This is a genomic window from Bradyrhizobium sp. SZCCHNRI1009 (assembly GCF_032487575.1).
Classification (GTDB): domain Bacteria; phylum Pseudomonadota; class Alphaproteobacteria; order Rhizobiales; family Xanthobacteraceae; genus Bradyrhizobium.
Window position 1 is genome coordinate 1 of the sequence record NZ_JAUEUL010000003.1, and the last position, 26,401, is coordinate 26,401.

A 26,401-nucleotide genomic window follows, 5' to 3' on the forward strand; every position below is an offset into this window, starting at 1 on the left:
GCTCAAGACCGCAGAAGAATCCACGCCATGCACCATGTCCAGTCTGTCTGAACCGGACAGCCGTGGGCTTGTCCCGGCCATCCACGTCGTCCGGCACGCCGAGAAGGACGTGGATGCCCGGGACAAGCCCGGGCATGACGACGTGGAGACAGGCGAGCGCATAAAGGCCCATCGTTTGCTGCTTTAGCCCTGGGCGCACACCGCCGCCATCTCGCGGCGCATCTGCGTCCGAGCTTTGCCTTTGGACATGCCCTCTTTCCGAAAAGAGGGCACGGGGAATGCCGGGAGCTGGCCGCCCCCATGGCCCGCCTGCAGAAAAAAATGCAGGCGGCAGGAACCACAGGTTCAGCCGAGACATCCCGGCATTCCCCGCGCGATGGTTGGGCGGCTTATACGTACTCTCCCCGGGGACCGGGCTGTCTTGCCCCCGTGACCGGCGGATCATCACCACCAGCGTAGCCTCAGCGTCGGGAGGCCAGGACCATACGACTTCGCCGGCGCATCAGGCTCGTTCGTCCGCATGAATGGTTCACGCTGCGACCCGATACACCCACCGCATCCCGCCTCAACGTCCGTGACGACCGCGAAGCGCCCCTCTGATCGAGACGGGACGGACGGAATAAAGCATGGTTTCGGAAAAAAGGAAAGAGAAAAAATTCTGCTGCGCGGCTCGAATGTGTCCCAGTCCCAAGTCGAACTCCGGCATTCAAGTGGACACGAGCAGCTCAGGGTGGTCCCATCGAGATTGGCAGGATTTTGGCGGCTGAACTAGAGTCTGCCCTGGCGGAGAGTTGGGATGCTGCAAAACATTCGGACGATTGATGGTGGCGGCCACTGCTCTAATTCAATCAACGACCCGATATTCGATTCAATGAGTCGGTTGGGGTGGAGAGCGATCAGGTCTCTCCTTAGCTGTTTGGCTTGTGTCGTCTTGATTGGGACAATGACGCTCGTGGCGGCGGAAGCCAATGGCCTACGGACTTACTTTTCGGAAGAGGTGCCTCTCGAAATCCCGAAACCCCAAGCTTTGTCATCCATGGATCAAATCGTTCTGGCCAGGGTGCGGGTCCTAGACGCGCCTGCAGGTCTCCTTGGTTTCGAGCAATCCGCAGGTTCGGGCGAAGCTCCGCACGAGTACTGGTCAGCTTGGTTGCGGGTGCTTGCCGTTCTGCGTGGCAAGCGACCAGAGCTGGAGCGCGTATACGTGACGTTCGGCAACGGTCATAGCTACGCTCGAGGTCCCACTACACCGCGTCAGCTCCAGCAGGATTATTTCGTCGCGATGTACGAAGACGACTCCGGGTTTCATCTGATCGGTGTTCCCATTGCCGCCGCCAAATATACCGAGTGGCAGCAAGAGATCGGCGCGTTTGAACGAGAGCGAGTCAAGTCGCTTTTGAAATAGCGGGTTTTTGGGACTCTATCGGAAGAAGGAAAAGCTGTCGTGAATTGAGTTGCAGGAAACGAGATATGAGAACTGACTGATGATTTCGTTCGACGAAGCGCGAAAGTTGGCATCCAGCCGAATTGCGGAGCTCGAGAACGTGGCTGAATGCGAGTTGGTGGTTCTCGAAGAGAAAACGAAGGATGTGGAGCGAGGATGGCTCTTCTTTTATGATTCGAAGCTGCATCAGGAGACAGGAGAATTTCGTTATGCTCTCGCCGGAAATGGTCCGATATTTATAGATCGCAACGGGACTCTTCGACATTTGCCGACCTACACATCGTGGCAGGAAGGACTGAAGCCGGTTCTCGCAGAAATGAGAGATGATCATTGATCGCCACTCTGGAAGCGAGCAAGATTACGTTGACACAGTGCACCTAACCTGTCGCCGGGCGTCCCATCGCTCGGGTCGAAATTTGATCCACTCGTGCAGCAGCTTCTGCGCTATGCCGAGCTCACGAGCGACCGGCGCAGAACGCCTTCGCCCCGCTCGACCCGCTTGATTGCCTTCAACTTGTGCGTCGTCGGGAAACGACGGGTCTTTCCTCGTACTGCCACAGGTCATCCTCGGAATGCCTGTCACTGAAATTATCGTGTCTCACTTGAGGGGTGCAGTCCAGCACTGGACCTGTAATTCCTATGCTGACCTTCCTGCCGGCGCCATTTTCCCTCCCGCCACCGCTTCGCTCTGGGGGGGTGGGCGCTTTCAACTAAAAGTTGATTAACTGTCAGTCTAATACTAATAAAGGCGCGGTCTATTTTAGACATATCTCGGAGAGCGCGAATGAAGCGCATTATTTCTGCATGCATCGGTGTCCTGTTCTTTACGACACCATTCCACAGCGCCAATGCTCAAGTCGACATGAGCCAATGCAACGCCGCGCTGGTCAAATCAACCTACAATAAGAGCACTAGCGTGGCATCCGACTGGCGCATGTCAAGCCTCGTTACCAAAGAAGCCTTCGATGATCTGAAGGCGAGCGGCGGCCTTACCGCCGTTCTCTATGGCGTGCCGGTCAAGGGCGACTACAATGCGTACAAACAAGATAGCGAGAAACTGCGACAAGAACACAAAGAATCCCTGACGTATAATCAGCAAGTTAACCTAGCCTGGACCGGATTGGACCCGAATGGGGCGAACGCATATATCGAGTGCATCAAGAACATTGGTGCGAATGTCAGTGGACTTCAGATGTATGTCCAGTACGCGACGGAGGAATCCGTCGTCGTCCACATCAAATGGTACTTGCCGAACGTCAATACAGCGACGATCGACTGGTCAATCGACGACCCGGCCCTGCAAGCCGTGGTAGCGCGCTTTCCCAAGACGGTTTCACAAGGCGAGCTTATCGAGACCTTGCCCCGCACACAAGCGAGTGCGGCTGTACTGCAAGCGAATGCTACGGCTCCGAACGGGGCAACGTATCCAGCATTCATTCACTTCGCGCGCGTTCCGCCGATCCCGCAGCCGTTCCCCGAGCCGACGGTGTGCGGCAACGAGGTGACATGGAAATTCAATGTTCACGAGACGGATCCGAGTTCACTGACGCTGGTTGACGGGCCCACTGAAAGAGATGTCTTCGTACAATGGACTGCCGGGGCTCCCAATAGCGGAAATATTTCGCGCTTCCAGATCAAATCGATTTCTGCCGATGGATCGGTCGCAGTCAGGAATCTTACTCCCGGTGACAAAGCTCGCGTCAAGGGTAAGAACGTTGCTATCGTTGCTCAAAAGAGTTCCATTGGCGACTCGCAATATACCGCGATCGGCTGTTATCGCGTGTTGGACCCTCAGGCACGTATCTGGAGACTGGGTGAACCTGCTTTCAAGCCACTCTAGGAGCTGAAGGAAGGAGCCGATTGTTGCGTGCGAGCCCAACAGGCCGGGGGATCGCCAATATCATCTCGCTTTATATTTTCGCAGCGGTCGGCTGCGCGATCGACTACTGGATCTGGCAGCGCTATTCGGTCGAGTCCGGCTATGCGGGGAAAATCCTCGCCGTCGCTATCATTGCTGCGCTCTTCCCAATCCTTGTGCTGCGGCATGTTCTTTGTAGTCCACTTGGGACAGAACACTGACACGCCGGCCTGTTCTACTGCCCCGTTCACGGCCGCACTTCCTTGGCCTCGATCAGGCTCACCCCCGTCCCCGATACGGCGCCACGCCCTGGTCCGGCACCCACAGGCCCTTCGGCAGCTTGCCGGTCTGCCAGAACACGTCGATCGGGATGCCGCCGCGGGGGTACCAGTAGCCGCCGATGCGCAGCCATTTCGGCTTGAGCTCGGCGGCGAGGCGCTTGCCGATCGCGACCGTGCAGTCCTCGTGGAAGGCGCCGTGGTTGCGGAAGCTCGCGAGGTACAGCTTCAACGACTTGGATTCGACCAGCCAGGGACCGGGGGCGTAATCGATGACGAGATGCGCGAAGTCCGGCTGTCCCGTCACGGGGCAGAGCGAGGTGAATTCCGGCACCGTAAAGCGGGCCAGATAATCCGTGTCCTTCTGCGGGTTGGGAACGCGGTCGAGCTTGGCCGTCTCCGGGCTGTCCGGCTGGGTGACCGGGCGGCCGAGCTGGAGCTCGGCTGATGTGTCGGATTTTGTGGATCTTTTCGCCATGTCTCGGGCCAGGGATGAGGTTGGGCGCCGTCTTAGCCAATCCGGCCGCCGCCGTCACTCGCCGCGTCGGGCAGCCGCCTCGTCATTTGGCCGCGACTTCTGCCCGACTTCTGTCCGACTTGGCCTTTTCGCCCTCCCGTCCCTGCGGTAGAAGCGGCGCAGCAACGCCCACCAGAAGCCCGTAAGAGGACCTCATGACCGCCATCGTCGACATCATCGGCCGCGAAATCCTGGACAGCCGCGGCAATCCCACGGTCGAGGTCGACGTCGTGCTGGAGGACGGCTCGGTCGGCCGCGCCGCCGTTCCGTCGGGTGCCTCGACGGGCGCCCATGAGGCGGTCGAGCTGCGCGACGGCGACAAGCACCGCTATCTCGGCAAGGGCGTGCTGAAGGCCGTCGAAGCCATCAACGACGAGGTCTATGAGGCGCTCAGCGACATGTCGGTGCAGGACCAGGTCCAGATCGACCAGATCCTGATCGAGCTCGACGGCACCGAGAACAAGAGCCGGATCGGCGCCAACGCCATCCTCGGCGTCTCGCTCGCCTGCGCCAAGGCGGCGGCGATCTCCTACGACATGCCGCTGTATCGCTATGTCGGCGGCACCTCGGCCCGCACTTTGCCGGTGCCGATGATGAACATCGTCAATGGCGGCGTCCACGCCGACAACCCGATCGACTTCCAGGAATTCATGATCATGCCGGTGGGCGCACCGACCTTTGCGGAAGCGCTGCGCTGCGGCTCGGAAATCTTCCATACGCTGAAGGGCGAGCTGAAGAAGGCCGGCCACAACACCAATGTCGGCGACGAGGGCGGCTTCGCGCCGAACCTGCCGTCGGCGGACGCAGCGCTGGACTTCGTCATGAGCGCGATCGGCAAGGCCGGCTACACCGCGGGCGAGGACGTCATGCTGGCGCTCGACTGCGCCGCGACCGAGTTCTTCAAGGACGGCAAGTACGTCTACGAGGGCGAGAACAAGTCGCGCTCGCGCTCGGAGCAGGCCAAATATCTCGCCGACCTCGTCGCGCGCTATCCGATCGCCTCGATCGAGGACGGCATGTCCGAGGACGACATGGACGGCTGGAAGGAGCTGACCGACCTGATCGGCCACAAGTGCCAGCTGGTCGGCGACGACCTGTTCGTCACCAATGTGAACCGGCTCGAGGACGGCATCCGCAACGGCCGCGCCAACTCGATCCTGATCAAGGTCAACCAGATCGGCACGCTGACCGAGACGCTCGCCGCGGTCGAGATGGCCTACAAGGCCGGCTACACCGCCGTGATGTCGCACCGCTCCGGCGAGACTGAGGATTCGACGATCGCCGATCTGGCGGTCGCCACCAATTGCGGGCAGATCAAGACCGGCTCGCTGGCGCGCGCCGACCGCACCGCCAAGTACAACCAGTTGCTGCGCATCGAGCAGGAGCTGGATGCGCAGGCCAAATATGCGGGCAGGGCGGCGCTGAAGGCGCTGGCCTGATCCGGAACGCAACACGGAAGAGGGAGGCGCGCATGGGTGTCGAGGCAGGCCTGCAACTGCGGACGCTGATCAAGCGCAGCGGCGAGCTCGAGCTCTCGCTGGTCGACGTGCCGACCCCCGAGCCGGGCCCGGACGAGGTCGTGGTGCGGATCGAGGCGGCGCCGATCAACCCGTCCGATCTCGGCCTGCTCGTTGGCGCTGCCGACCTGTCGACCATGCAGGCGTCCGGCACCAAGGACCGTCCGGTCATCATCGCGAAGGTGCCGGAAGCCGGGATGCGGGCGATGGCCGCCCGGGTCGACGAGTCCATGCCTGTTGGCAACGAGGGGGCGGGCGTCGTGGTCAAGACCGGATCCTCCGACGCCGCCAAGGCGCTGATGGGCCGCACGGTCGCGGCGATCGGTGGGGCGATGTACAGCCAGTATCGCTGCCTGAAGCTCTCCGAATGCCTGCCGCTGCCGGCCGGCACGACCCCGGCCGAGGGCGCCTCCTGCTTCGTCAATCCGCTGACCTCGCTCGGCATGACCGAGACGATGCGGCGCGAGGGCCATACCGCGCTGGTGCATACAGCGGCCGCGTCCAATCTCGGGCAGATGCTCAACAAGATCTGCCTCAAGGACGGCATCCCGCTCGTCAACATCGTGCGCAGTGCGGCACAGGCGGAGATCCTGCGCGGCCTCGGCGCCAAGTACGTCGTGGATTCGACCTCGCCCACCTTCATGGACGAACTGATCGCGGCACTGGTCGAGACCGGCGCGACCATCGCCTTCGATGCGATCGGCGGCGGCAAGCTCGCCGGCCAGATCCTCAACGCGATGGAAGCCGCGATCAACAAGTCCGGCAAGCACCCGTACAGCCGATACGGCTCGAACGTGCACAAGCAGGTCTACATCTACGGCAGCCTCGACGTCAGGCCGACCGAGATCACCCGCGGCTTCGGCATGACCTGGAGCGTCGGCGGCTGGCTGCTGTTTCCGTTCCTGATGAAGATCGGCAAGGCGGATACCGAGCGGCTGCGCCAGCGCGTCGTCGACGAGCTGAAGACGACCTTTGCCAGCCACTACACCAAGGTCGTTTCCTTGTCCGAGGCGCTCGATCCGGCCAACCTCGCGGTGTACGCCAAACGGGCCACCGGCGAAAAATTCCTCATCGACCCCAACAAAGATAAGTGACCTAACGTCGCTCCCCGGACGTTGCTGACGGGCTTGCGTTTGGCCCGCATGCGGAGACAATCCGCCCCGTTTGTCTGGGGGGCGGCGTCAGCCGCATGAAGCACTGAGGAGAGATTTGTCATGACCCGATTGGATCGCCGTCGATTTCTGGCTGGTGCGGCCCTCGCCGGAGCTGCAACCGCCTTGCCGCCGCTGGCCGGACAGGCACGCGCGGCGGTTGCGCCCGCCGGAGCGCAGGCCCCCGGCTTCTACCGCTACAAGGTCGGCGACTACGAGTGCACCTCCGTCAATGACGGCGCCCGCACCTTCCCGATGCCCGACAAGTTCGTCGTCAACACGGCCAAGGATGACGCGCTCGCCGCTGCCGAAAGCGCTTACATGCCGAAGGGCATGATCACGATCCCCTTCAATCCGCAGCTGATCAACACCGGCTCCAAGCTGGTCCTGATCGACACCGGCAACGGCGCCGGGGCCTTCGAGGCCAGCAAGGGCGCGGTGGGGCGCACGCTGCAGAACCTCGCTGCCGCCGGCGTCGATCCGAAGAGCATCGACGTCGTCGTGCTCTCCCACATGCATGGCGACCACATCAACGGCCTCAAGCTCGCGGACGGCTCGCTGGCATTTCCGAACGCCGAGCTGAAGGTGCCGGCCAAGGAGTGGGCGTTCTGGAATAGCGACGAGAACGCCGCCAAGACGCAGACCGACTTGATGAAGGGCAACTTCGCCAACTTCAAGAAGGTGTTCGGCGGGCTCGAAAGCAAGGTCACTCAGTACGAGTGGGACAAGGAGGTCGCGCCCGGCATCACCGCGCTCGGCACGCCCGGTCACACGCCGGGCCACACCTCGTTCGCGGTCGCTTCCGGCAATGCCAGGGTCCTGATCCAGGCCGACGTCACCAACGTCCCCGAGCTGTTCCTGCGCAATCCGGATTGGCACGTGATGTTCGACACCGATGCCGCGATGGCGCAGGAGACGCGGCACAAGTTCTACGACATGGCCGCCGCCGAGAAGGCCAAGGTGATCGGCTTCCACTTCTCGTTCCCCTCCGTGGGCTATGTCGAGAAGGACGGCGCCAAGTACCGGCTGATTCCGGCGCCGTGGAATCCGGTGATCTGATTTCGCTTTAACCGGCGTCATTGCGAGCGAAGCGACGCAATCCAGGGGCTCGGTCGGGACTCTGGATCGCGTCGTCGCTTCGCTCCTCGCAATGACGGGGATGGAGTGTGCCAGGCCGTCTTTCGATGCGGCCTGCTTGTTTTGCATATGCGAAATGCCGGGCTTCCCGCCGCTCCGGCGAACGCCTATGTCAGGCGTTCCCGGGACTCCGCAGGGCCTTGCATGTCGATCGACCTCTCTCCCACCACCGCCGATCTCTCCAACTGGCGCACTGCGCCGTTCAGCCGCTGGGCCTTTCACAACATCCGCGCGATCCTGCCGGTCGCCGACGTCGAGAGCGCGCCCGGCAGCGCCTGGCCGCTGCCGGCGAGCCCGGTTGCGTTCGAGGATTTCAGCGTGCGGCTGCCCAAGGGCGGCACGCTCGATCTCGACGGTTTCCTGAAGGCGACGGCGACCGACGGGCTGCTGATCCTGCATGACGGCCGCATCGTCTTCGAGCGCTATGACGGCGGCACCGACCGCGACACGCCGCACATCCTGATGTCGGCGACCAAGTCGATCACCGGCCTCATGGTCGGCATCCTGTCCGGTCGCGGCGAGATCGACATCGACGCCGAGGTCACGCGCTACGTGCCGGAGGTGGCCGCCACGGCCTATCGCGGCGCCACGATCCGGCAGCTCATCGACATGCGCGCCGGCGTCGTGTTCGATGGCGCCGGCCTGCAGGCCTATGCCGACGCCAGCGGCTGGGAGCCGGTCGCGCCGGGCACGACGCCGAACCTGCACGATTTCTTCGCGACGATGCGCGCCCAGTCGGCGCCGCATGGCGGCACCTTCAGCTACGTCTCCTCCAACACCGATCTGCTGGGCTGGGCCATCGAGCGCGCCACCGGCCGCAGCTTCGCAAGCCTCGTCGGCAGCCTGCTGTGGAAGCCGATGGGGGCCAGCGGCGAAGCCTTCATCACCCTCGATCGCAAGGGCGCGCCGCGCTGCACCGGCGGCTTCTGCGCCACCTTGCGCGATTTCGCGCGCCTTGGGCAGCTCGTGCTGTCAGGCGGCCGGCGCGGCTCGCACGCGATCATCCCCGAGGCCTGGCTCGACGACATCAGGCACAATGGCGACATCAAGGCCTGGCGCGACGGCCAGTGGCGCGACAGTTTTGCCGCGATCAGCCGCAACATGCACTATCGCAGCGGCTGGTACGTCATCAACGATCAGCCGCAGCTGATGTTCGCGATGGGCATTCACGGCCAGAACCTGTTCGTCGATGCCGCCAACGGCATCGTGATCGCCAAGCTGTCGAGCTGGGCTCAGCCGGTCGACGGGCAGGCGATCTGGCTGACGCATCAGGCGGTGGCGGAATTTGCCCGCTGCCTCAAAGCCACGGCTTGAGCTCGCCGCGGCGAAGGTCTGGAACATTGGCGCCCTGCTCGCGATGAAACGCTGAGTTTCGCGACACGCTGTTTTCATGCACTTGCATGGTCTTGCCCATGTGTCTTAAGTGCACCCCTCACGTTCCCCTGCAAAGGATGCCCTATGCCTGCTCCGTACGCCATCGTCGCCCTCGTCGGCAGTCTCCGCAAGGAGAGCTTCACCCTGAAGATCGCCAATGCGCTCGCCAAGCTGGCGCCGGCCAGCCTGAAGATCGACGTCACCACGCTCAACGGCCTGTCGTTCTTCAACCAGGATCTCGAAGCCAATCCGCCGGCCGACTGGCTCGCCCTGCGCGACAAGCTGAAGGCCTCGAACGGCGTCCTCATCCTGACGCCGGAATACAACCGCTCGATCCCCGGCGTGCTGAAGAACGCGATCGACATCGCCTCGCGCCCCTATGGGCAGAGCTCGTTCCTGGGCAAGCCGGTCGGCCTCATCTCCAATTCGCCGGGCCCGCTCGGCGGCGTGGCGGCGGCCAAGCACCTGCAGAACATCATGCCGGGCATCTCGGGCCCGATCATGGGGCAGCCGGAAATCTACCTGAACGGCGTCGGCGACGCGTTCGACGCCCAGGGTGAGCTGGTCAAGGATTCGCTCAAGACGGTGTTGCAGCAATATCTGGATGCCTTCGCCGCCTTCGTGGCCAAGCAGAACGGCTGACCTTGGTCGTCGCCGTGCGGCGGTCGCCAACTGCATGACGGCTATGATGCGGGCAGGGCGTTGACGCGCCTTGCCCGATCCGTTTCAAGGCCATGCCGGACCAGCGCAAGGATGCGCATTGCCAAGGAAGCATGATGGCCCATTCGTTCACACCCGCGTCGTCGTCGAGGCCCGGCCCGAACCAGCCGGATCTCGACTCGGAGGCCGTCTGGCAGGCGCGGATCGACCTCGCGGCGTGCTTCCGGATGGCGGCGCGGCACGGGCTCGAAGAGGGCATCTGCAACCACTTCTCGGCGCTGGTGCCCGGCTATGACGACCTCTTCATCGTCAATCCCTACGGCTATGCCTTTCGTGAGCTGACGGCCTCGAAGCTGCTGGTGTGCGATTTCGACGGCAACGTCATTGCCGGCGATGGCCGCCCGGAAGCGACTGCCTTCTACATCCATGCCCGCATCCACAAGGCGTTGCCGCGGGCCAAGGTCGCGTTCCACACCCACATGCCCTACGCCACCGCGCTGTCGATGACCGAAGGCGACCCGCTGATCTTCGCCGGGCAGACGGCGCTGAAATTCTACGGACGAACCGCGGTCGACGCGAACTACAACGGGCTGGCGCTCGACGCGCGCGAGGGGGACCGCATCGCCGGGGCGGTCGGCAACGCCGACATCGTCTTCATGAAGCATCATGGCGTCATGGTTCTGGCGCCGACCATCGCTGAAGCCTGGGACGATCTCTATTATCTCGAGCGCGCCTGCCAGGTGCAGTGCCTGGCGCTGTCGACCGGCCGCAAGGTCACCGCCGTCGCGCCGGCAATCGCGGAAGCCGCCTCTCGCCAGATGCGCGAAGGAGATGCGGAATCGGCTCGGTTGCACCTCGAGGCCGTCAAACGCATGCTCGACCTCGAGGAGCCGGTCTACCGGAGCTGAGGACTGATCGTCTGGAGGCTGGTGCGATGTCCAGATTGGAGCTTTCTGCCGAGCAGCGCGCAGCGCTGGATCGTCCCGTCTGGTCAGCCCTGACCACCGGGCACCGGGCGCTTGCGGAAGGCACCGCGCATGCTCGTCGCTATCCAGCGGCGATTGCACCATTCGCTGCCATGTCGGACGACAGCGATGCTGCGTGGTCTGAGCTCGCCGACTTCGCCAAGAAGGACGTGGTTGCGATCGTGACTCCCGCTCCTCCGGGCGACCTGCACGGCCTTGCCGCCTGGTTCAGCGCCAGCGTCCGCCAGATGGTTGCGGTCGAGGCCGAGGCCCCTGTTGGGGATGCCGTGATCGAAACGCTCGACCAGCGTGACATTCCGGCGATGCTGGAGATGACGGCGCTGACCAAGCCCGGCCCGTTCCTGGCCAGGACCCACGAGCTGGGCCGCTATATCGGCATCCGCGACGGGCAGCGCCTGGCTGCGATGGCCGGGGAGCGCATGCGCCTCGACGGGTTCACGGAAATCAGCGCGGTCTGTGTCCATCCGGACTCTCGCGGCCGTGGCTATGCCCAGAGGCTCGTGACGGCCCTGATGACGGCCATCAGGGGCAGGGGCGAGACGCCGTTTCTCCACGTCATAGAGGACAATCATGCCGCGATCGCGCTGTATGAGCGTCTCGGCTTCGTGTCGCGAGCCACCTTGTGTTTCACGGTGCTTCGGCAATCCGTCAGCCCGTGACGGGTGATGCGACCTTCGTAAAGAAGCCTCGCGGGGCGGATTAGCAGATCCTTAACCAAGGCGCCCCATCTTCCGGCCATGGTCTCCCGCGCGCGGCTCAAATCGTTCCTGACCGGGCTCGCCCTCTACACGATGGCGGCCGCCATCATCGGCTATTTCGGCATCAACGCCTATACCGGCCGCTACGGCCTGACCGCGCGCCAGGAGCTCGACCAGGAGATCATTGCGCTGACCTCCGAGCTCGCCCGGCTGAAGCAGGAGCGGGCGGAGGGTGAGAAGCGCGTGTCGCTGCTGCGCTCCGACCGGGTCGATCCCGACATGCTCGATGAGCGCGCCCGCTTCCAGCTCGGCTACGCCAACCCGCGTGATCTGATCCGGATCAATCGGCCAAACTGAGCGAGCCGGTCTCCGCGAGGCATCCGTTGGGAGACTGGCCTCGCGTCTGCGTAACGAACGCGTGCACGACAAGCCCATGACGAGGAAGACCCGCGCTGCGCGCGGGCCTTCGACGATCGCTGATGCGCTGCTCTTTATGCGGCCCGCACGGTGGCGAGGAACCTGTGGACCTCGGCCTTCAGGCGGTTGCTGTCCTGGGACAGTGACTGCACAGCGTTGAGCACCTGGGACGAAGCCGTTCCTGTCTCGGTTGCTTCGCGCTGGACGTCGGCAACATTCGCGGAAACCTCTTTCGTGCCGCTGGCGGCTTGCTGGATGTTGCGCGAGATTTCCTGGGTTGCGGCGCCCTGTTCTTCGACAGCGGCTGCGATGGTGGCGGCGATTTCCGACATCCGGCCGATCGTGTCGCCGATTTCCTTGATGGCGGTGACCGAATGCTGGGTGGCGGTCTGGATGGCGCCGATCTGCTGGCTGATCTCTCCGGTCGCCTTGGCGGTCTGCTCGGCGAGCGCCTTGACCTCCGAGGCGACAACGGCGAAGCCGCGGCCGGCTTCACCCGCCCGCGCCGCCTCGATGGTGGCGTTCAAGGCCAGCAGGTTGGTCTGGCCGGCGATGGTGTTGATGAGCTCCACCACGTCGCCGATGCGAGCCGCCGCTTGCGACAATTCGCCCACGCGTTCATTGGTCTTGCGGGCCTGCTCGACGGCTTCACTGGCGATCGCCGAAGACTGCTGCACCTGCCGGCTGATCTCGTTCACGGAGGAGGACATTTCCTCGGTGGCGGCGGCGACCGACTGGACGTTGTTGGAGGCGGCGCCTGAGGCGCCGGCTACGACGGTGGCGAGACCCTTCGAGCGTTCGGCAGTCGCGCTGAGCGACTGGGCCGATGACTCCAGATCGGTCGCTGCCGACGACACGGTCTCGATGATCTGGCCGACCGCTGTCTCGAAATCGTTCGCAAGGCGCATCGTATCGATCTTGCGCTGCTCGGCCTGGCGCGCCTCCAGCTCGTTCTGCTCGGCTTCGAGCCGCTGGCGGGCGACGGCATTGACCTTGAACACCTCGACGGCACGGGCCATCTCGCCGACCTCGTCGCGCCGTTCCGAGCTCGGTATCTGCACAGCGAGATTCCCGTTCGCAAGCTCGGTCATCGTCCGGGTGATCGCTTGCAGCGGCCGGACCAGGCCGCGCGCGATCATCAGGGTCGCAACGCACAGCAGGGCGATCAATCCGACGGCCCACATCAGCGTCACCTTGACGGAGGCGTAGAACGCCTCGTCGAGATCGTCGACATACACGCCCGTGCCGACGACCCAGTTCCACGGATCGGCCTTCAAGGTGTAGCCGAGCTTCGCCACCGGGACGCTGCTGCCGGCGCGCGCGAACATATAGCTGACGAAGCCGCCACCAGGCTGGGTCGAAGCCGCGATCAACTCGCGTACGAAAGGCAGACCGTTGGCGTCCTTCTCGTTGAGCAGGCCCTTGCCCTCCCAATCCGGCTTCGGGCCAAGCACGAGGTTCACGCCGTCCGGCTGGTAGACGAAGATGTAGTCGTTCTTGCCGAACCGGATGCCGCGGAGCACGGCCTTGGCGCGGTTCTGCGCCTCGTCCGCGGTCAGGGCGCCCTTCGCCGCCGCATCGGCAAAGCCCTTAACGATCGACACGGCAGATTGCACCTGTCCGACGACCGCGGCCTTACGCTCTTCGACCAGGGCTGTGCGGGTGGCCAGCAGCTGGCTGACGACGGCGACGATACAGACGCCGATGGATAACGCGACCAGAACCGCAAAGCGGCGAGGGATGGTGAGAACCATGTTCGTTCCTGTCAGGGGGACGAGGCAGCCGGACAGTTCAGGCAGCCAGGGATTTCCGTTGAGTTATTTGATTTCGTTGATGAATTCGGAAAAATTGTGCGTTGCGGAAGGTTTAGAATTGATTGATTCGAAGGCCCGTAGAAACACGGAGACCCTCTGCCGCTGCTCGGTCGGAATATCCGTTATGCCGATGTTCGATATGTCGGGTTTTTTGGTCGCCGATGGCGTCGTCGAGATCCACCGATGAGGGTGTCGCGGAGGGCGTCGTCGGCTTGGCCGGACGCGTCCCATCCGCTGAGATGGCTGCTCTTTTTTGTAGCGGCCTGCGGTCGGATTCCAAAAATGGTGGAATTGTATTTGCAATATTTCGTGTGCATTGCAGTGCGGCACGCCAAAGCCTTCGGACGTGCCACGCGGTCCTTTTACGTCTCCTGGAGTTGAGCTAGAGAGAGCTACTTTTTCTCTCATCCGGAATTGCCATGGCCGCACCGAAGAAGACCGCCGCAAAGGAACAAGGGCAGGACAGAGATAACGGCCCGCCGCCGGAATTCACCAGAGAACAGGAATTGGCTGCGCTGCGCGACATGCTGCTGATCCGCCGCTTTGAGGAAAAGGCGGGTCAGCTTTATGGCATGGGTGCGATCGGCGGCTTCTGCCATCTTTACATCGGCCAGGAAGCGGTCGTCGTCGGCATGCAGATGGCGCTGAAGCCGGGCGACCAGGTCATCACCGGCTATCGCGATCACGGCCACATGCTGGCCACCGGCATGGATGCCAAGGGCGTCATGGCCGAGCTCACGGGACGCCGCGGCGGCTATTCCAAGGGCAAGGGCGGCTCCATGCACATGTTCAGCGTGGAGAAGAACTTCTTCGGCGGCCACGGCATCGTCGGCGCCCAGGTCTCGCTCGGCACCGGCCTTGCGCTCGCCAACCGCTACCGCGGCAACGACTCGGTCAGCGTCGCCTATTTCGGCGACGGCGCGGCCAACCAGGGGCAGGTCTATGAGAGCTTCAACATGGCGGAGCTCTGGAAGCTGCCGGTGATCTACGTCATCGAGAACAACCGCTATGCCATGGGCACGGCGGTGTCGCGCGCCTCGGCGCAGACCGACTTCTCCAAGCGCGGCATCTCCTTCAACATCCCGGGCGAGCAGGTCGACGGCATGGACGTCCGCGCGGTGAAGGCCGCCGGCGAGAAGGCGGTCGCGTGGTGCCGCGAGGGCAAGGGTCCGTATATCCTGGAAATGCAGACCTACCGCTATCGCGGCCACTCGATGTCGGACCCGGCCAAGTACCGTACCCGCGAGGAGGTGGAGAAGGTCCGTCACGACCAGGATCCGATCGAGCAGGTGCGCAACCGCCTGCTGGCGGCCAAGGTCAGCGAGCAGGATCTCAAGACGATCGATGCCGATGTGCGCAAGATCGTCAACGAGGCCGCCGATTTCGCGCAAGCCGATCCCGAGCCCGATGTCGCCGAGCTCTACACCGACGTTTATCGCTGAGCGCGCGCAAGCTGTTTCTCTGGAGCTGATATGCCTATTCAAGTTTTGATGCCTGCGCTGTCGCCCACGATGGAAAAGGGCAATCTCGCCAAATGGCTGAAGAAGGAAGGCGAGGCGATCAAGTCGGGTGACGTGATCGCCGAGATCGAGACCGACAAGGCCACGATGGAGGTCGAGGCGACCGACGAGGGCACGCTCGGCAAGATCCTGATCCCCGAAGGCACTGCCGACGTCGCGGTCAATACGCCGATTGCGACCATCCTCGCCGACGGCGAGACCGCCGCCGATCTCGGCAAGGCGGCAGCGCCTGCAGCCGAGATGAAGGCCGCGCAGTCGGCGCCGCCGGCCGAGCCGGCTGCTTCGGTGTCGGCATCGCCTGCGCCGACCGGCGTGGCTGCGCCGCAGAGCGTGGCCGAGCCCGATCCCGAGGTGCCCGCGGGCACCGAGATGGTGACGCAAACCATCCGCGAGGCGCTGCGCGACGCGATGGCCGAGGAGATGCGCCGCGACGGCGACGTCTTCATCATGGGCGAGGAGGTCGCCGAATATCAGGGCGCCTACAAGGTCACCCAGGGCCTGCTGCAGGAGTTCGGCGCCCGCCGCGTGATGGACACGCCGATCACCGAGCACGGTTTCGCCGGCATCGGCGTCGGTGCCGCGATGGCCGGCCTGAAGCCGATCGTCGAGTTCATGACCTTCAACTTCGCCATGCAGGCGATGGACCAGATCATCAACTCCGCGGCCAAGACCTTGTACATGTCCGGCGGCCAGATGGGTTGCTCGATCGTATTCCGCGGTCCGAACGGCGCTGCCGCCCGCGTTGCCGCGCAGCACAGCCAGGACTACTCGTCCTGGTACTCGCACATCCCGGGCCTCAAGGTGATCGCGCCGTATTCCGCCGCGGACGCCAAGGGCCTGTTGAAGGCCGCAATCCGCGATCCCAATCCGGTGATCTTTCTCGAGAACGAGGTGCTCTACGGTCACTCCGGCGAGGTGCCCAAGCTCGACGACTACGTGATCCCGATCGGCAAGGCGCGCATCGCCCGTAGCGGCAAGGACGTCACCATCATCTCGTGGTCGAACGGCATGACCTACGCGCTGAAGGCCGCCGATGAGCTCGCCAAGGAGGGCATCGAGGCCGAGGTGATCGACCTGCGCACGCTGCGTCCGATGGACACCGAGACCATCGTCGCCTCGGTCAAGAAGACCGGCCGTGCGGTGACGGTGGAAGAAGGCTGGGCGCAGAGCGGCGTCGGCGCCGAGATCGCCGCGCGCATCATGGAGCACGCCTTCGACTATCTCGATGCGCCAGTCGCGCGCGTGTCCGGCAAGGATGTGCCGATGCCTTACGCGGCGAACCTCGAGAAGCTCGCGCTGCCCTCGGCGGCGGAGGTCGTGCAGGCCGCCAAGTCCGTCTGCTACCGCTAAGGGACATCCCACCATGGCCGGACCCAAGGAGCAGCCGCTGCCGCCCGACGTCATCGGCCGCGAGGACGCCACCGAAGTGTTGCGCGCCTTCGTGCTCGATGGCGGGCTCTCGATCGCATTCCAGCGCGCCTTCGAGGAGCCCGACGTGTGGGGGCTGCTCCTGGTCGACGTCGCCCGACATGCTGCGCGCGCCTATGCGCGCGAGAGCGATTATTCCGAAGACGAGGCGCTGCAGCGCATCGTCGAGATGTTCGAAGCCGAGCTGGCTCGGCCGACTGACACGGGCACTACCAGCCCCAGGTCGAAACAAGGTCACTGATCATGCCGATCAACATTCTGATGCCCGCGCTGTCGCCGACGATGGAGAAGGGCAACCTCGCTCGTTGGCTCAAGAAGGAAGGCGACCAGGTCAAGTCCGGCGAGGTCATCGCCGAGATCGAGACCGACAAGGCCACGATGGAAGTCGAGGCGGTCGATGAGGGCACGCTCGCCAAGATCCTGGTGCCGGAAGGCACGCAGGACGTGCCGGTCAACGACGTGATCGCGGTGCTCGCCGGCGAGGGCGAGGACGTCAAGGCGGCCGGCAGCGCGCCGGCGGCGGCGGCTCCCAAGCCCGAGGCGAAGCCGACGGTGTCCGCGGCGGCGCCCGCCGCCACACCTGCACCTTCCGCCGCGCCCGCGCCGAAGCCGGCCGCGGCTCCTGCGCCGGCCGCTCCCGCGGCTGCGCCCCAGGTCAACGGTCACGCGCGCATCTTCTCGTCGCCATTGGCACGTCGTCTCGCCAAGGATGCCGGCATTGATCTCGGCCGCATCACCGGCACCGGCCCGCACGGCCGCGTCGTCGCGCGCGACGTTGAGGACGCAAAGTCCGGCAAGGGCCTGAAGGCTGCGCCGTCGGCGGCACCTGCCGCGGCAGGCGCGCCGGCGCTGGCGCCGTCGATGTCGGACAAGCAGATCCTGGCGCTGTTCGAGCCGGGCTCCTACGAGGTCATCCCGCATGACGGCATGCGCCGCACCATCGCGCAGCGCCTGACGGCGTCGGTGCAGAACGTCCCGCACTTCTATCTCACGATCGACTGCGACATCGGCAAGTTGCTCGCCGCCCGCGAGGAGATCAATGCGGCCGCGCCGAAGGACAAGGAGAAGAAGCCGCTCTACAAGCTGTCGGTCAACGACTTCGTTATCAAGGCGATGGCGGTGGCGCTGCAGAAGATTCCGAACTGCAATGTGAGCTGGACCGAAGGCGGCATGGTCAAGCACAAGCATTCGGACGTCGGCGTCGCGGTGGCGATGCCGGGCGGACTGATCACGCCGATCATCCGCAAGGCCGAGACCAAGACGCTGTCGGCGATCTCGGGCGAGATGAAGGACTTCGCCGCACGCGCCCGCTCGCGCAAGCTGAAGCCGGAGGAATATCAGGGCGGCACGACGGCCGTGTCCAACCTTGGCATGTACGGCATCAATCACTTCACCGCCGTGATCAATCCGCCGCATGCGACGATCCTCGCGGTTGGCACCTCGGAAGAACGCCCCGTGGTGCGCAACGGCAAGATCGAGATCGCCAGCATGATGAGCGTGACCCTGTCGTGCGATCACCGCGCCATCGACGGCGCGCTCGGCGCCGAGCTGATCGGCGCCTTCAAGCAGCTGATCGAGAATCCCGTGATGATGATGGTATAAATGGACCGCTTACAATTCTGCACGAGCAGGAATTGGAGCGTTGATTTTTTCGACGGACAAACTCAGTATGCAACCTGTTGTTGAGATGTCAGCCTGATAGCAGACCAATCCCATGACTTCAAAGCGAATACTGAGTGATTTCTGGACGGACAGATTGGGGTACAGCCTTGTCGGAGCTGTTGCGACCGTCTTGATAAGCATCGCGCCCTGCGTGTGGGCGTACAACGCATATGATCGGACGGTTGGGCTGACTGCATGGGAAAATCACACGGCAGTCGGCAGAATCGAGAAGTTTGCCCATGCGTTCGATCAATGGCTGCTCATCGGCTTGGCCCTCGCCGTGGCAGCCGGCCTTAACTGGTTCGAAACGGCCGTTGATGCCACAGGGAAGTATAAGTTGGGCTGGCAAGCTGGGGTATCGACTGCAATCTGTGTTCTCGGTGGGATTGGATCATTTCTCTTTGGATACATTTCATACGCCGGATCATTTTCGACTATCGAGAAGTACTCGCAATATTTTGACGCGGAATTGAAAATCTACTTTTTTGGGATGCTGTCTATCATCTTTGCATACTTCGTCAGCATAGTCGAAATTCGACGAACAAAGGACCGCCTAGGAGGTTAGGATGACTTCGCTAGGAATATTTATGTTGATCGTCATAGGAGCAAACCTTTCGTTCGTTTTCGTTTGGTTTTTTCGGATCGGCAAATCCAATCTCGCGCGCAACTTCGCAGAGTATGAGCTAGTCGAGAAAATCAAGCGGTCGAGAGAGAGGCCGTTCGTCCGAAAGATAGATGACGACATATCGCAGCAGCTACCTCTTCTTTTGGAGCGGGATAGGGCCTCGATTGTGCCAGAGGCGCAGCAAGGGCTTGATGCCAGCGTATCATATCTGATCGATCTGACGTCTGCTTACATTGCGCGAAATAGGTTCCGATCTCTGGGCCGCGCCGTCGAAGAGGATCTGGTTGATGCGACCGCGATGAGAATCATTGACAATATAGATGAAGAACAATTTCGAGCACTAATGGCGATCCGCTTGGAGGGAGACGTTTTAGCCTGGCTCAGTGAAAGCGGAGTTATAGCTGGGTTCTTCTACCGCGTCCTGCATACGCCGATTTTGTCGTCGATTGTCGAGCGTTACGTTGGCAATTTTGTCGAGATCAAAGAGAAGCGTCGAGAGATGGTAGGTTCGTAGACGACCTATGCTTCAAAATGGCTTCCTTTGTAGACAGCATCCGCTTACAGAACGTGCTAATGTCTTTCTGCTCTTTCTCTCGCAGTTCGACACCTTCTGAGGAGCTGTAGGCGTAAGCATGGCCGACACAAATTTCGACGTCATCATCATCGGCTCCGGCCCGGGCGGCTACGTCGCCGCGATCCGCGCTGCCCAGCTCGGCTTCAAGACCGCGATCATCGAGAAATCCTATCTCGGTGGCATCTGCCTGAACTGGGGCTGCATCCCGACCAAGGCGCTGTTGCGCTCGGCCGAGATCTATCACTACATGCAGCACGCCAAGGATTACGGCCTGTCGGCGGAGAAGATCTCCTACGATCCGAAGGCGGTGGTGCAGCGTTCGCGCGGGGTGTCAAAGCGGCTGAACGACGGCGTCGGCTTTCTGATGAAGAAGAACAAGGTCCAGGTCATCTGGGGCCGTGCCGCGATCGATGCGCCCGGCAAGGTCACCGTGACCAAATCCGACGTGGAGGCGCCGAAGGGCGCGCTCGGCGAGGGCACCTACCAGGCCAAGCACATCATCGTCGCGACCGGCGCCCGGCCGCGCGTGCTGCCGGGCCTCGAACCGGACAAGAAACTGGTGTGGACCTATTTCGAGGCGATGGTGCCGGACAGGATGCCGAAGTCGCTGCTGGTGGTCGGCTCCGGCGCGATCGGCATCGAGTTCGCGTCGTTCTTCCGCACCATGGGCTCCGAGGTCACCGTGGTCGAGGTGCTGCCGCAGATTCTGCCCGTCGAGGACGCCGAGATCGCCGGCATCGCGCGCAAGCAGCTGGAGAAGCAGGGCCTCAAGATCATGACCGGGGCCAAGGTCACCAAGCTCGACAAGAAGAGCGACAGCGTGGTGGCGACGATCGACGACGGCAAGGGCAAGACCGAGTCGGTCGAGTTCGACCGCGTCATCTCGGCGGTCGGCGTGGTCGGCAACATCGAGAATCTCGGTCTGGAGAAGCTCGGGGTGAAGACCGATCGCGGCTGCATCGTCATCGACGGCTACGGCAAGACCAACGTGCCCGGCCTCTACGCGATCGGCGACGTCGCGGGTCCCCCGATGCTGGCGCACAAGGCCGAGCATGAGGGCGTGGTCTGTATCGAGGCGATCAAGGGGCTGCATCCGCACCCGATGGACAAGAACCTGATTCCGGGCTGCACCTATTGCCATCCGCAGGTCGCCTCCGTCGGTCTTACCGAGGCCAAGGCCAAGGAGCAGGGCCGCGACGTCAGAGTCGGCCGCTTCCCCTTCGTCGGCAACGGCAAGGCGATCGCGCTCGGCGAGGACCAGGGTCTGGTCAAGGTGATCTTCGACAAGAAGACCGGGCAACTGATCGGTGCCCACATGGTCGGCGCCGAGGTCACCGAGCTGATCCAGGGCTATGTGGTCGCGATGAACCTCGAGACGACCGAGGAAGAGCTGATGCACACGGTGTTCCCGCATCCGACCCTGTCGGAGATGATGAAGGAAGCTGTGCTCGACGCCTACGGCCGCGTGCTGAATATGTAATCCGCTCACCGGCCGTCATGCGCGGGCTTGACCCGCGCATCCATCCCCTTCGAAAATACTTGCGAAGGGGATGGATTGCCGGGGCAAGCCCGGCAATGACGGAGATGACCAGACGGGCACAACAAGAAGGCTCCGCCGTGAAATCCAGCGACAATCTCACCACCGAGCGCCCGACCTTCGTCACCCATCTCGAATGCGCGATGGAAGGCGATCATTATCCGGCGGACCAGGTTCACAACCTCTCCAAGGCCGGCAAGCCGCTGCTGGTGCGCTACGATCTCGCAGGGGTGAAACAGGCGCTGACCAAGGACGCGCTGGCGCAGCGTCCGGCCGACATGTGGCGCTATCGCGAGCTGCTGCCGGTGCGCAAATGCGCCGACATCGTGAGCCTCGGCGAGGTGATGACGCCGCTGATCAATCTGCCCAAGCTGTCGAAGAAGCTCGGCGGCGGCGAGATCATCGTCAAGGACGAGGGCCGGCTGCCGACCGGCTCGTTCAAGGCGCGCGGCCTAGTGATGGCAGTGTCGATGGGCAAGGCGCTCGGCATCAGGCACATGGCGATGCCGACCAACGGCAATGCCGGTGCTGCGCTCGCGGCCTATGCAACGTCCTGCGGCATCAAGACCACTATCTTCTGTCCGGCAGACACCCCCGAGGTGAATGTCAGCGAGATCGAGCTGCAAGGCGCGACCGTGTATCGCGTCAACGGCCTGATCGATGATTGCGGCAAGATCGTCGGCGAGGGCAAGGCCAAGGTCGGCTGGTTCGACACCTCGACCTTGAAGGAGCCGTATCGGATCGAGGGCAAGAAGACGATGGGCCTGGAACTCGCCGAGCAGCTCGGCTGGGACGTGCCCGACGTGATCTTCTATCCGACCGGCGGCGGCACCGGCCTGATCGGCATGTGGAAGGCGTTCGACGAGCTGGAGAAGATCGGCTTCATCGGCGCAAAACGTCCGCGCATGGTGGCGGTGCAGGCCTCCGGCTGCGCGCCGATGGTGCGTGCCTTCGAGCAGGGCGTCGAGCACGCCACGCGCTGGGAGGACGCCCACACCATCGCGTCCGGCATCCGCGTGCCCCAGGCCGTCGGTGATTTCCTCATCCTGCGCGCAGTGCGCGAGAGCAAAGGTTTCGCCATCGCGGTCGATGACGAGAAGATTTCATCTGCGCTCACCGAGGTCGCGCGCGAGGAGGGGCTGCTGTTGTGCCCGGAGGGCGCGGCGACCTATGCCGCCTACAAGCAGAGCCTGGCCGACGGACGCGTGACGAAAAACGATCGCGTCATGCTGTTCAATTGCGCGACAGGACTTAAATATCCGCTGCCGCCGGTTACCCGCACGCTCGATCGTCACCAGCCGATCGACTTCGGGCAGTTCTAACTAACAACCAGCACCGCGGCCTCGGGCACATGCTCCGGCGCAGACGCATTCGCGTCTGTGACCGGCGCGTGCGACACAAGGGAGGACGTGATGCGACGAGCTCTTTGCGCCGTGCTGTTTGTATGTCTCGTGCTGACGTTGCCGGCGCGGGCCGACAATTATCCCTCGCGCGCGATCACCGTGATCGTGCCGTTCGCCGCCGGCGGCCCGTCGGATGCGATGATGCGCATCCTCGCCGAGCACATGAGACAGACGCTCGGGCAGCCCATTCTGATCGAGAACGTGACCGGGGCGGGCGGTTCGATCGGCGTGGGACGCGCGGTGCGCTCGAAGCCCGACGGCTACACCGTGAGCTTCGGCCATCTCGGCACCCATGTCGCGAACGGCGCCGTCTACCGGCTCGGCTATGACCTCGAGGCCGATCTCGAGCCGGTGGTGCTGCTGCCGAGCAATCCGATGATCATCGTCAGCAGGAACAACATCCCGGCCAAGTCGCTGCCGGAGTTTCTCGCCTGGGTGAAATCGCAGCCGAACCCCGTATCGGCGGGCACCGCCGGCAATGGCTCCGGCAGCCACATCGCAGGGCTCTATTTCGAGCAGGTCACCGGCCTCAAGCTGCAATATGTGCCGTATCGCGGCACGGGGCCGGCGATGAATGATCTGGTCGCTGGCCAGATCGACCTGATCGTCGACCAGACCTCCAACGCCATCAACCAGGTTCGAGCCGGGACGATCCGCGCCTACGCCGTCACCGACGCCAAGCGGCTCGAGTCCGCGCCGGAGATTCCGACCACCGACGAGGCCGGCCTGCCGGGTTTCCACATGACCCTGTGGTCGGGCCTCTGGCTGCCGAAGGGCGTCAGCAAGGAGATCGTCGATACGCTCAGTGCGGCGGCGGTGGCCGCGCTGGACGAGCCGGATGTGAAAAACCAGTTGAAAAACCTGGGGTTGCAGATGCCGGCGGCCGATCAGCGCGGCCCCGCCGCGCTTGGAACTTTGCAGCGGGCCGAGATCCGCAAATGGTGGCCGATGATCCGCGCCGCAGGGGTGGTGCCGGAGTAGGCGCCCTCAGTTCCTGCCAACCAAGGATGGTTGCGCATCGGCCACGAATGTTGCGACGTCGCCACAGTTTGCGAAGTTTTGGTAACAATCTCCGGCGCTCCGCAAACGCGCCGCTTTTTAGCCACACCTGGTCGTGAAATACTTTGATCAGAACATAACCAGTGCGTGTGAGGCTGCCGAAAATCCACTTGCCGGATTTTGAGCGTTCTCCGCAGCACCGGGAGGCCAAAACAGCGATGGACGCGAAGACCGACATCAAGCGCAGGCTGCCCAGTCGTCATGTGACGGAAGGGCCCGAGCGTGCGCCGCATCGGTCCTACCTCTACGCCATGGGCCTCACCACGGCGCAGATCCATCAGCCCTTCGTCGGCGTCGCCTCGTGCTGGAACGAGGCTGCGCCCTGCAACATCGCGCTGATGCGGCAGGCCCAGGCGGTGAAAAAGGGCGTCGCCCACGCCGGCGGCACGCCGCGCGAGTTCTGCACCATCACCGTGACCGACGGCATCGCAATGGGCCATGACGGCATGCGCTCGTCGCTGCCGTCGCGCGAGGCGATCGCCGATTCCGTCGAGCTCACGATTCGCGGCCACTCCTACGATGCGCTCGTCGGCCTCGCCGGCTGCGACAAATCGCTGCCAGGCATGATGATGGCGATGGTCCGGCTCAACGTGCCCTCGATCTTCATCTATGGCGGCTCGATCCTGCCCGGCAATTTCCGCGGCCAGCAGGTCACTGTGCAGGACATGTTCGAGGCTGTCGGCAAGCATTCGGTGGGTGCGATGTCGGACGACGACCTCGACGAGCTCGAGCGCGTCGCCTGTCCGTCGGCCGGCGCCTGCGGCGCCCAGTTCACGGCCAACACGATGGCGACGGTGTCCGAGGCGATCGGGCTGGCGCTGCCTTATTCGGCCGGCGCCCCCGCGCCTTACGAGATCCGTGATTCCTTCTGCATGACCGCCGGCGAGAAGGTCATGGAACTGATCGCCGCCAACCTCCGGCCGCGCGACATCGTCACGCGAAAATCCCTGGAAAATGCCGCTGCGGTTGTGGCGGCGTCCGGCGGGTCGACCAATGCTGCGCTGCATCTACCTGCGATTGCACACGAGGCCGGCATCAAGTTCGACTTATTCGACGTCGCCGAAATCTTCAAAAAGACACCTTATATCGCGGATTTGAAGCCGGGTGGCCGCTATGTCGCCAAAGACATGTTCGAGGCTGGTGGCATTCCGCTCTTGATGAAGACGTTGCTCGACCATGGCTATTTGAACGGCGACTGCCTCACAGTCACCGGCCGGACGATCGCCGAAAACCTCAATGGCGTGAAGTGGAATCCGCACCAGGACGTGGTGAGGCCGGCCGACCAGCCGATCACTGCAACCGGAGGTGTGGTCGGTCTGAAAGGCAATCTCGCGCCAGAGGGCGCGATCGTGAAAGTCGCGGGCATGTCGAACTTGAAATTCTCTGGGCCGGCCCGCTGCTTTGATCGGGAAGAGGACGCCTTTGACGCCGTCCAGAAGCGCACCTATCGCGAAGGCGACGTGATCGTCATTCGCTACGAGGGGCCGCGCGGCGGTCCGGGCATGCGGGAAATGCTGCAGACCACGGCGGCGCTGACCGGGCAGGGCATGGGCGGCAAGATCGCGCTGATCACCGACGGCCGGTTCTCGGGCGCGACGCGGGGCTTCTGCATCGGCCATATCGGACCGGAGGCGGCGGTCGGCGGACCGATCGCGCTGGTCGCGGATGGCGACATCATCGAGATCGACGCCGAGGCGGGCATCCTTAACGTGAAGTTGAGCGATGCCGAGCTGGCGACACGCAAGACCAAGTGGACGCCGCGTGAGACGCATCACACGTCAGGTGCACTTTGGAAATATGCCCAGCAGGTGGGGCCGGCCGTGGCGGGCGCCGTGACCCATCCAGGTGGTGCGCAAGAGAAGTATTGCTATGCGGACATCTGATCGGATCCTTTTCGCATTGATGCTGGGGGTTGCCCCGCTCGCGTTGCCGACGCCATCGTTCGCGTTCGATGGCGCTCCGGTCAACCAGGAGCCGGCGATCCCCGTGGCTGGACAGCAGGCTGGCGCCGGCGCGCTGCGCAAGGCGCTGCCCGCGACGACGTCCTCGACCTCGCCCACGCAGTCCCTGACGGCGCTGCAATACGCGGCGGAGGAAGGTCACCCGATTGCGCAGTTCAAGCTCGGCCGCATGTATGCGGCGGGCGATGGCGTTGCGCGCGACGACATGCGCGCCTTCGACTATTTCAGCCGCATCGCCAATGCGCATGCGGAGGACAGTCCGTCGGCGCCTCAGGCGCAGATCGTCGCCAATGCCTTTGTCGCGCTCGGCCGCTATTACCTGAGCGGCATTCCGAACACGAAGGTCAAGGCCGATCCGGATCGCGCGCGGGAGATGTTCTCCTATGCGGCGTCCTATTTCGGCAATGCCGACGCCCAGTACGATCTGGCGCGGATGTACCTGAAGACCGCAGACGCCTCGCGCGACGACTTCCGCTATGGCGCTCGCTGGCTCGGCCTCGCCGCGCAGAAGGGCCAGCACCAGGCCCAGGCGCTGCTTGGTCAGATGCTGTTCAACGGCGACCGGTTGCCGCGCCAGCCGGCGCGCGGACTGATGTGGCTCACGCTGGCGCGCGACAGCGCCGGTCCGGACGAAGCCTGGATCAAGGAGAGCTACAACCGCGCCTTCGCCAAGGCCTCGGACGATGACCGCGCCTCGGCGCTGCAGATGCTCGAGAGCTGGGTGCAGGGCAAGCGCGAGTAGCAGGAGCGGAATGCATCGCGTTCCCTCCGTTCGACAGAG

The 26,401-nt window shown here is 63.5% G+C and carries 26 protein-coding genes and 1 pseudogene; 25 read left to right on the forward strand and 2 right to left on the reverse strand.

The window, feature by feature from the left end; all coding sequences use genetic code 11:
- From QX010_RS06910 to QX010_RS06930, 5 genes and pseudogenes are all read left to right on the forward strand, one after another.
- A pseudogene (locus QX010_RS06910) lies at nucleotides 1–187 on the forward strand (hypothetical protein); the annotation flags it as partial.
- Nucleotides 188–943: 756 nt separating this feature from the next.
- Nucleotides 944–1,405, forward strand: coding sequence for a hypothetical protein (locus QX010_RS06915; RefSeq protein WP_316178479.1), 462 nt, complete (start codon nucleotides 944–946; stop codon nucleotides 1,403–1,405).
- Between the two features lie 79 nt (nucleotides 1,406–1,484).
- Nucleotides 1,485–1,778 carry a YrhB domain-containing protein gene (locus tag QX010_RS06920; RefSeq protein WP_316178481.1) on the forward strand — a complete coding sequence of 98 codons (294 nt, stop codon included), beginning with the start codon at nucleotides 1,485–1,487 and terminating at the stop codon, nucleotides 1,776–1,778.
- Nucleotides 1,779–2,228: 450 nt separating this feature from the next.
- Nucleotides 2,229–3,284, forward strand: coding sequence for a hypothetical protein (locus tag QX010_RS06925; RefSeq protein ID WP_316178483.1), 1,056 nt, complete (start codon nucleotides 2,229–2,231; stop codon nucleotides 3,282–3,284).
- 23 nt (nucleotides 3,285–3,307) lie between these two features.
- A complete protein-coding gene (locus QX010_RS06930) occupies nucleotides 3,308–3,523 on the forward strand; it encodes a hypothetical protein (RefSeq protein ID WP_316178485.1) in 216 nt (71 codons plus the stop codon).
- Nucleotides 3,524–3,581: 58 nt separating this feature from the next.
- Here the strand turns inward: QX010_RS06930 and queF are convergent, their stop codons facing one another.
- Nucleotides 3,582–4,058 (reverse strand): preQ(1) synthase, encoded by a 477-nt coding sequence (gene queF / locus QX010_RS06935; protein ID WP_316178487.1) that lies wholly within the window; start codon nucleotides 4,056–4,058, stop codon nucleotides 3,582–3,584.
- Between the two features lie 194 nt (nucleotides 4,059–4,252).
- Here queF and eno point away from each other — a divergent pair, with 194 nt between their 5' ends.
- The 8 genes from eno to QX010_RS06975 all read left to right on the forward strand — a co-directional run bounded on the left by eno (nucleotide 4,253) and on the right by QX010_RS06975 (nucleotide 11,977).
- Nucleotides 4,253–5,536 carry a phosphopyruvate hydratase gene (gene eno, locus QX010_RS06940; protein WP_316178488.1) on the forward strand — a complete coding sequence of 428 codons (1,284 nt, stop codon included), beginning with the start codon at nucleotides 4,253–4,255 and terminating at the stop codon, nucleotides 5,534–5,536.
- A gap of 32 nt (nucleotides 5,537–5,568) precedes the next feature.
- Nucleotides 5,569–6,708, forward strand: a complete 1,140-nt coding sequence (locus QX010_RS06945) for a zinc-binding dehydrogenase (RefSeq protein WP_316178490.1) — start codon at nucleotides 5,569–5,571, stop codon at nucleotides 6,706–6,708.
- Nucleotides 6,709–6,828: 120 nt separating this feature from the next.
- Entirely contained in the window at nucleotides 6,829–7,824 is a 996-nt protein-coding gene (locus QX010_RS06950) for an MBL fold metallo-hydrolase (RefSeq protein WP_316178492.1), read from the forward strand.
- A 222-nt stretch (nucleotides 7,825–8,046) separates the two neighbouring features.
- A complete protein-coding gene (locus tag QX010_RS06955) occupies nucleotides 8,047–9,216 on the forward strand; it encodes a serine hydrolase (RefSeq protein WP_316178493.1) in 1,170 nt (389 codons plus the stop codon).
- 144 nt (nucleotides 9,217–9,360) lie between these two features.
- On the forward strand, nucleotides 9,361–9,918 hold the full coding sequence (locus QX010_RS06960; RefSeq protein ID WP_316178495.1) for an NADPH-dependent FMN reductase: 558 nt from the start codon (nucleotides 9,361–9,363) through the stop codon (nucleotides 9,916–9,918).
- Nucleotides 9,919–10,052: 134 nt separating this feature from the next.
- Nucleotides 10,053–10,844 (forward strand): aldolase, encoded by a 792-nt coding sequence (locus QX010_RS06965; RefSeq protein ID WP_315799778.1) that lies wholly within the window; start codon nucleotides 10,053–10,055, stop codon nucleotides 10,842–10,844.
- 26 nt (nucleotides 10,845–10,870) lie between these two features.
- Complete coding sequence (locus tag QX010_RS06970; protein WP_316178496.1) at nucleotides 10,871–11,581, forward strand: GNAT family N-acetyltransferase; 711 nt, start codon at nucleotides 10,871–10,873, stop codon at nucleotides 11,579–11,581.
- A 78-nt stretch (nucleotides 11,582–11,659) separates the two neighbouring features.
- Nucleotides 11,660–11,977, forward strand: coding sequence for a septum formation initiator family protein (locus tag QX010_RS06975; protein ID WP_315711657.1), 318 nt, complete (start codon nucleotides 11,660–11,662; stop codon nucleotides 11,975–11,977).
- A gap of 134 nt (nucleotides 11,978–12,111) precedes the next feature.
- On the opposite strand, the gene QX010_RS06980 is transcribed toward QX010_RS06975, so the two are convergent.
- Entirely contained in the window at nucleotides 12,112–13,791 is a 1,680-nt protein-coding gene (locus QX010_RS06980; protein WP_316178498.1) for a methyl-accepting chemotaxis protein, read from the reverse strand.
- Between QX010_RS06980 and QX010_RS06985 the strand changes: the two genes are divergently transcribed.
- From QX010_RS06985 to QX010_RS07040, 12 genes are all read left to right on the forward strand, one after another.
- Nucleotides 13,790–14,038, forward strand: a complete 249-nt coding sequence (locus QX010_RS06985) for a hypothetical protein (RefSeq protein WP_316178500.1) — start codon at nucleotides 13,790–13,792, stop codon at nucleotides 14,036–14,038. The two genes, QX010_RS06980 and QX010_RS06985, sit on opposite strands and share 2 nt — an antisense overlap.
- A gap of 232 nt (nucleotides 14,039–14,270) precedes the next feature.
- Nucleotides 14,271–15,293 (forward strand): pyruvate dehydrogenase (acetyl-transferring) E1 component subunit alpha, encoded by a 1,023-nt coding sequence (gene pdhA, locus QX010_RS06990; RefSeq protein ID WP_316178501.1) that lies wholly within the window; start codon nucleotides 14,271–14,273, stop codon nucleotides 15,291–15,293.
- Nucleotides 15,294–15,323: 30 nt separating this feature from the next.
- Nucleotides 15,324–16,721 (forward strand): pyruvate dehydrogenase complex E1 component subunit beta, encoded by a 1,398-nt coding sequence (locus QX010_RS06995; RefSeq protein WP_316178503.1) that lies wholly within the window; start codon nucleotides 15,324–15,326, stop codon nucleotides 16,719–16,721.
- Nucleotides 16,722–16,734: 13 nt separating this feature from the next.
- Nucleotides 16,735–17,040: a DUF5076 domain-containing protein gene (locus QX010_RS07000; RefSeq protein WP_015666657.1), complete on the forward strand. Its 306-nt coding sequence runs from the start codon at nucleotides 16,735–16,737 to the stop codon at nucleotides 17,038–17,040.
- Between the two features lie 2 nt (nucleotides 17,041–17,042).
- Complete coding sequence (locus tag QX010_RS07005; protein ID WP_315799784.1) at nucleotides 17,043–18,401, forward strand: pyruvate dehydrogenase complex dihydrolipoamide acetyltransferase; 1,359 nt, start codon at nucleotides 17,043–17,045, stop codon at nucleotides 18,399–18,401.
- A gap of 112 nt (nucleotides 18,402–18,513) precedes the next feature.
- Nucleotides 18,514–19,026 carry a hypothetical protein gene (locus tag QX010_RS07010; RefSeq protein WP_316178505.1) on the forward strand — a complete coding sequence of 171 codons (513 nt, stop codon included), beginning with the start codon at nucleotides 18,514–18,516 and terminating at the stop codon, nucleotides 19,024–19,026.
- A gap of 1 nt (nucleotide 19,027) precedes the next feature.
- A complete protein-coding gene (locus QX010_RS07015; protein WP_316178507.1) occupies nucleotides 19,028–19,600 on the forward strand; it encodes a hypothetical protein in 573 nt (190 codons plus the stop codon).
- A 118-nt stretch (nucleotides 19,601–19,718) separates the two neighbouring features.
- Nucleotides 19,719–21,140 carry a dihydrolipoyl dehydrogenase gene (gene lpdA, locus QX010_RS07020; RefSeq protein ID WP_316178509.1) on the forward strand — a complete coding sequence of 474 codons (1,422 nt, stop codon included), beginning with the start codon at nucleotides 19,719–19,721 and terminating at the stop codon, nucleotides 21,138–21,140.
- A 137-nt stretch (nucleotides 21,141–21,277) separates the two neighbouring features.
- Nucleotides 21,278–22,519: a threonine synthase gene (locus QX010_RS07025; protein ID WP_316178511.1), complete on the forward strand. Its 1,242-nt coding sequence runs from the start codon at nucleotides 21,278–21,280 to the stop codon at nucleotides 22,517–22,519.
- Nucleotides 22,520–22,609: 90 nt separating this feature from the next.
- Complete coding sequence (locus QX010_RS07030) at nucleotides 22,610–23,581, forward strand: tripartite tricarboxylate transporter substrate binding protein BugD (protein WP_316178512.1); 972 nt, start codon at nucleotides 22,610–22,612, stop codon at nucleotides 23,579–23,581.
- Between the two features lie 236 nt (nucleotides 23,582–23,817).
- Complete coding sequence (gene ilvD / locus QX010_RS07035) at nucleotides 23,818–25,542, forward strand: dihydroxy-acid dehydratase (RefSeq protein WP_316178514.1); 1,725 nt, start codon at nucleotides 23,818–23,820, stop codon at nucleotides 25,540–25,542.
- 103 nt (nucleotides 25,543–25,645) lie between these two features.
- A complete protein-coding gene (locus tag QX010_RS07040; protein WP_409977886.1) occupies nucleotides 25,646–26,362 on the forward strand; it encodes a tetratricopeptide repeat protein in 717 nt (238 codons plus the stop codon).
- Nucleotides 26,363–26,401: the final 39 nt, after the last annotated feature.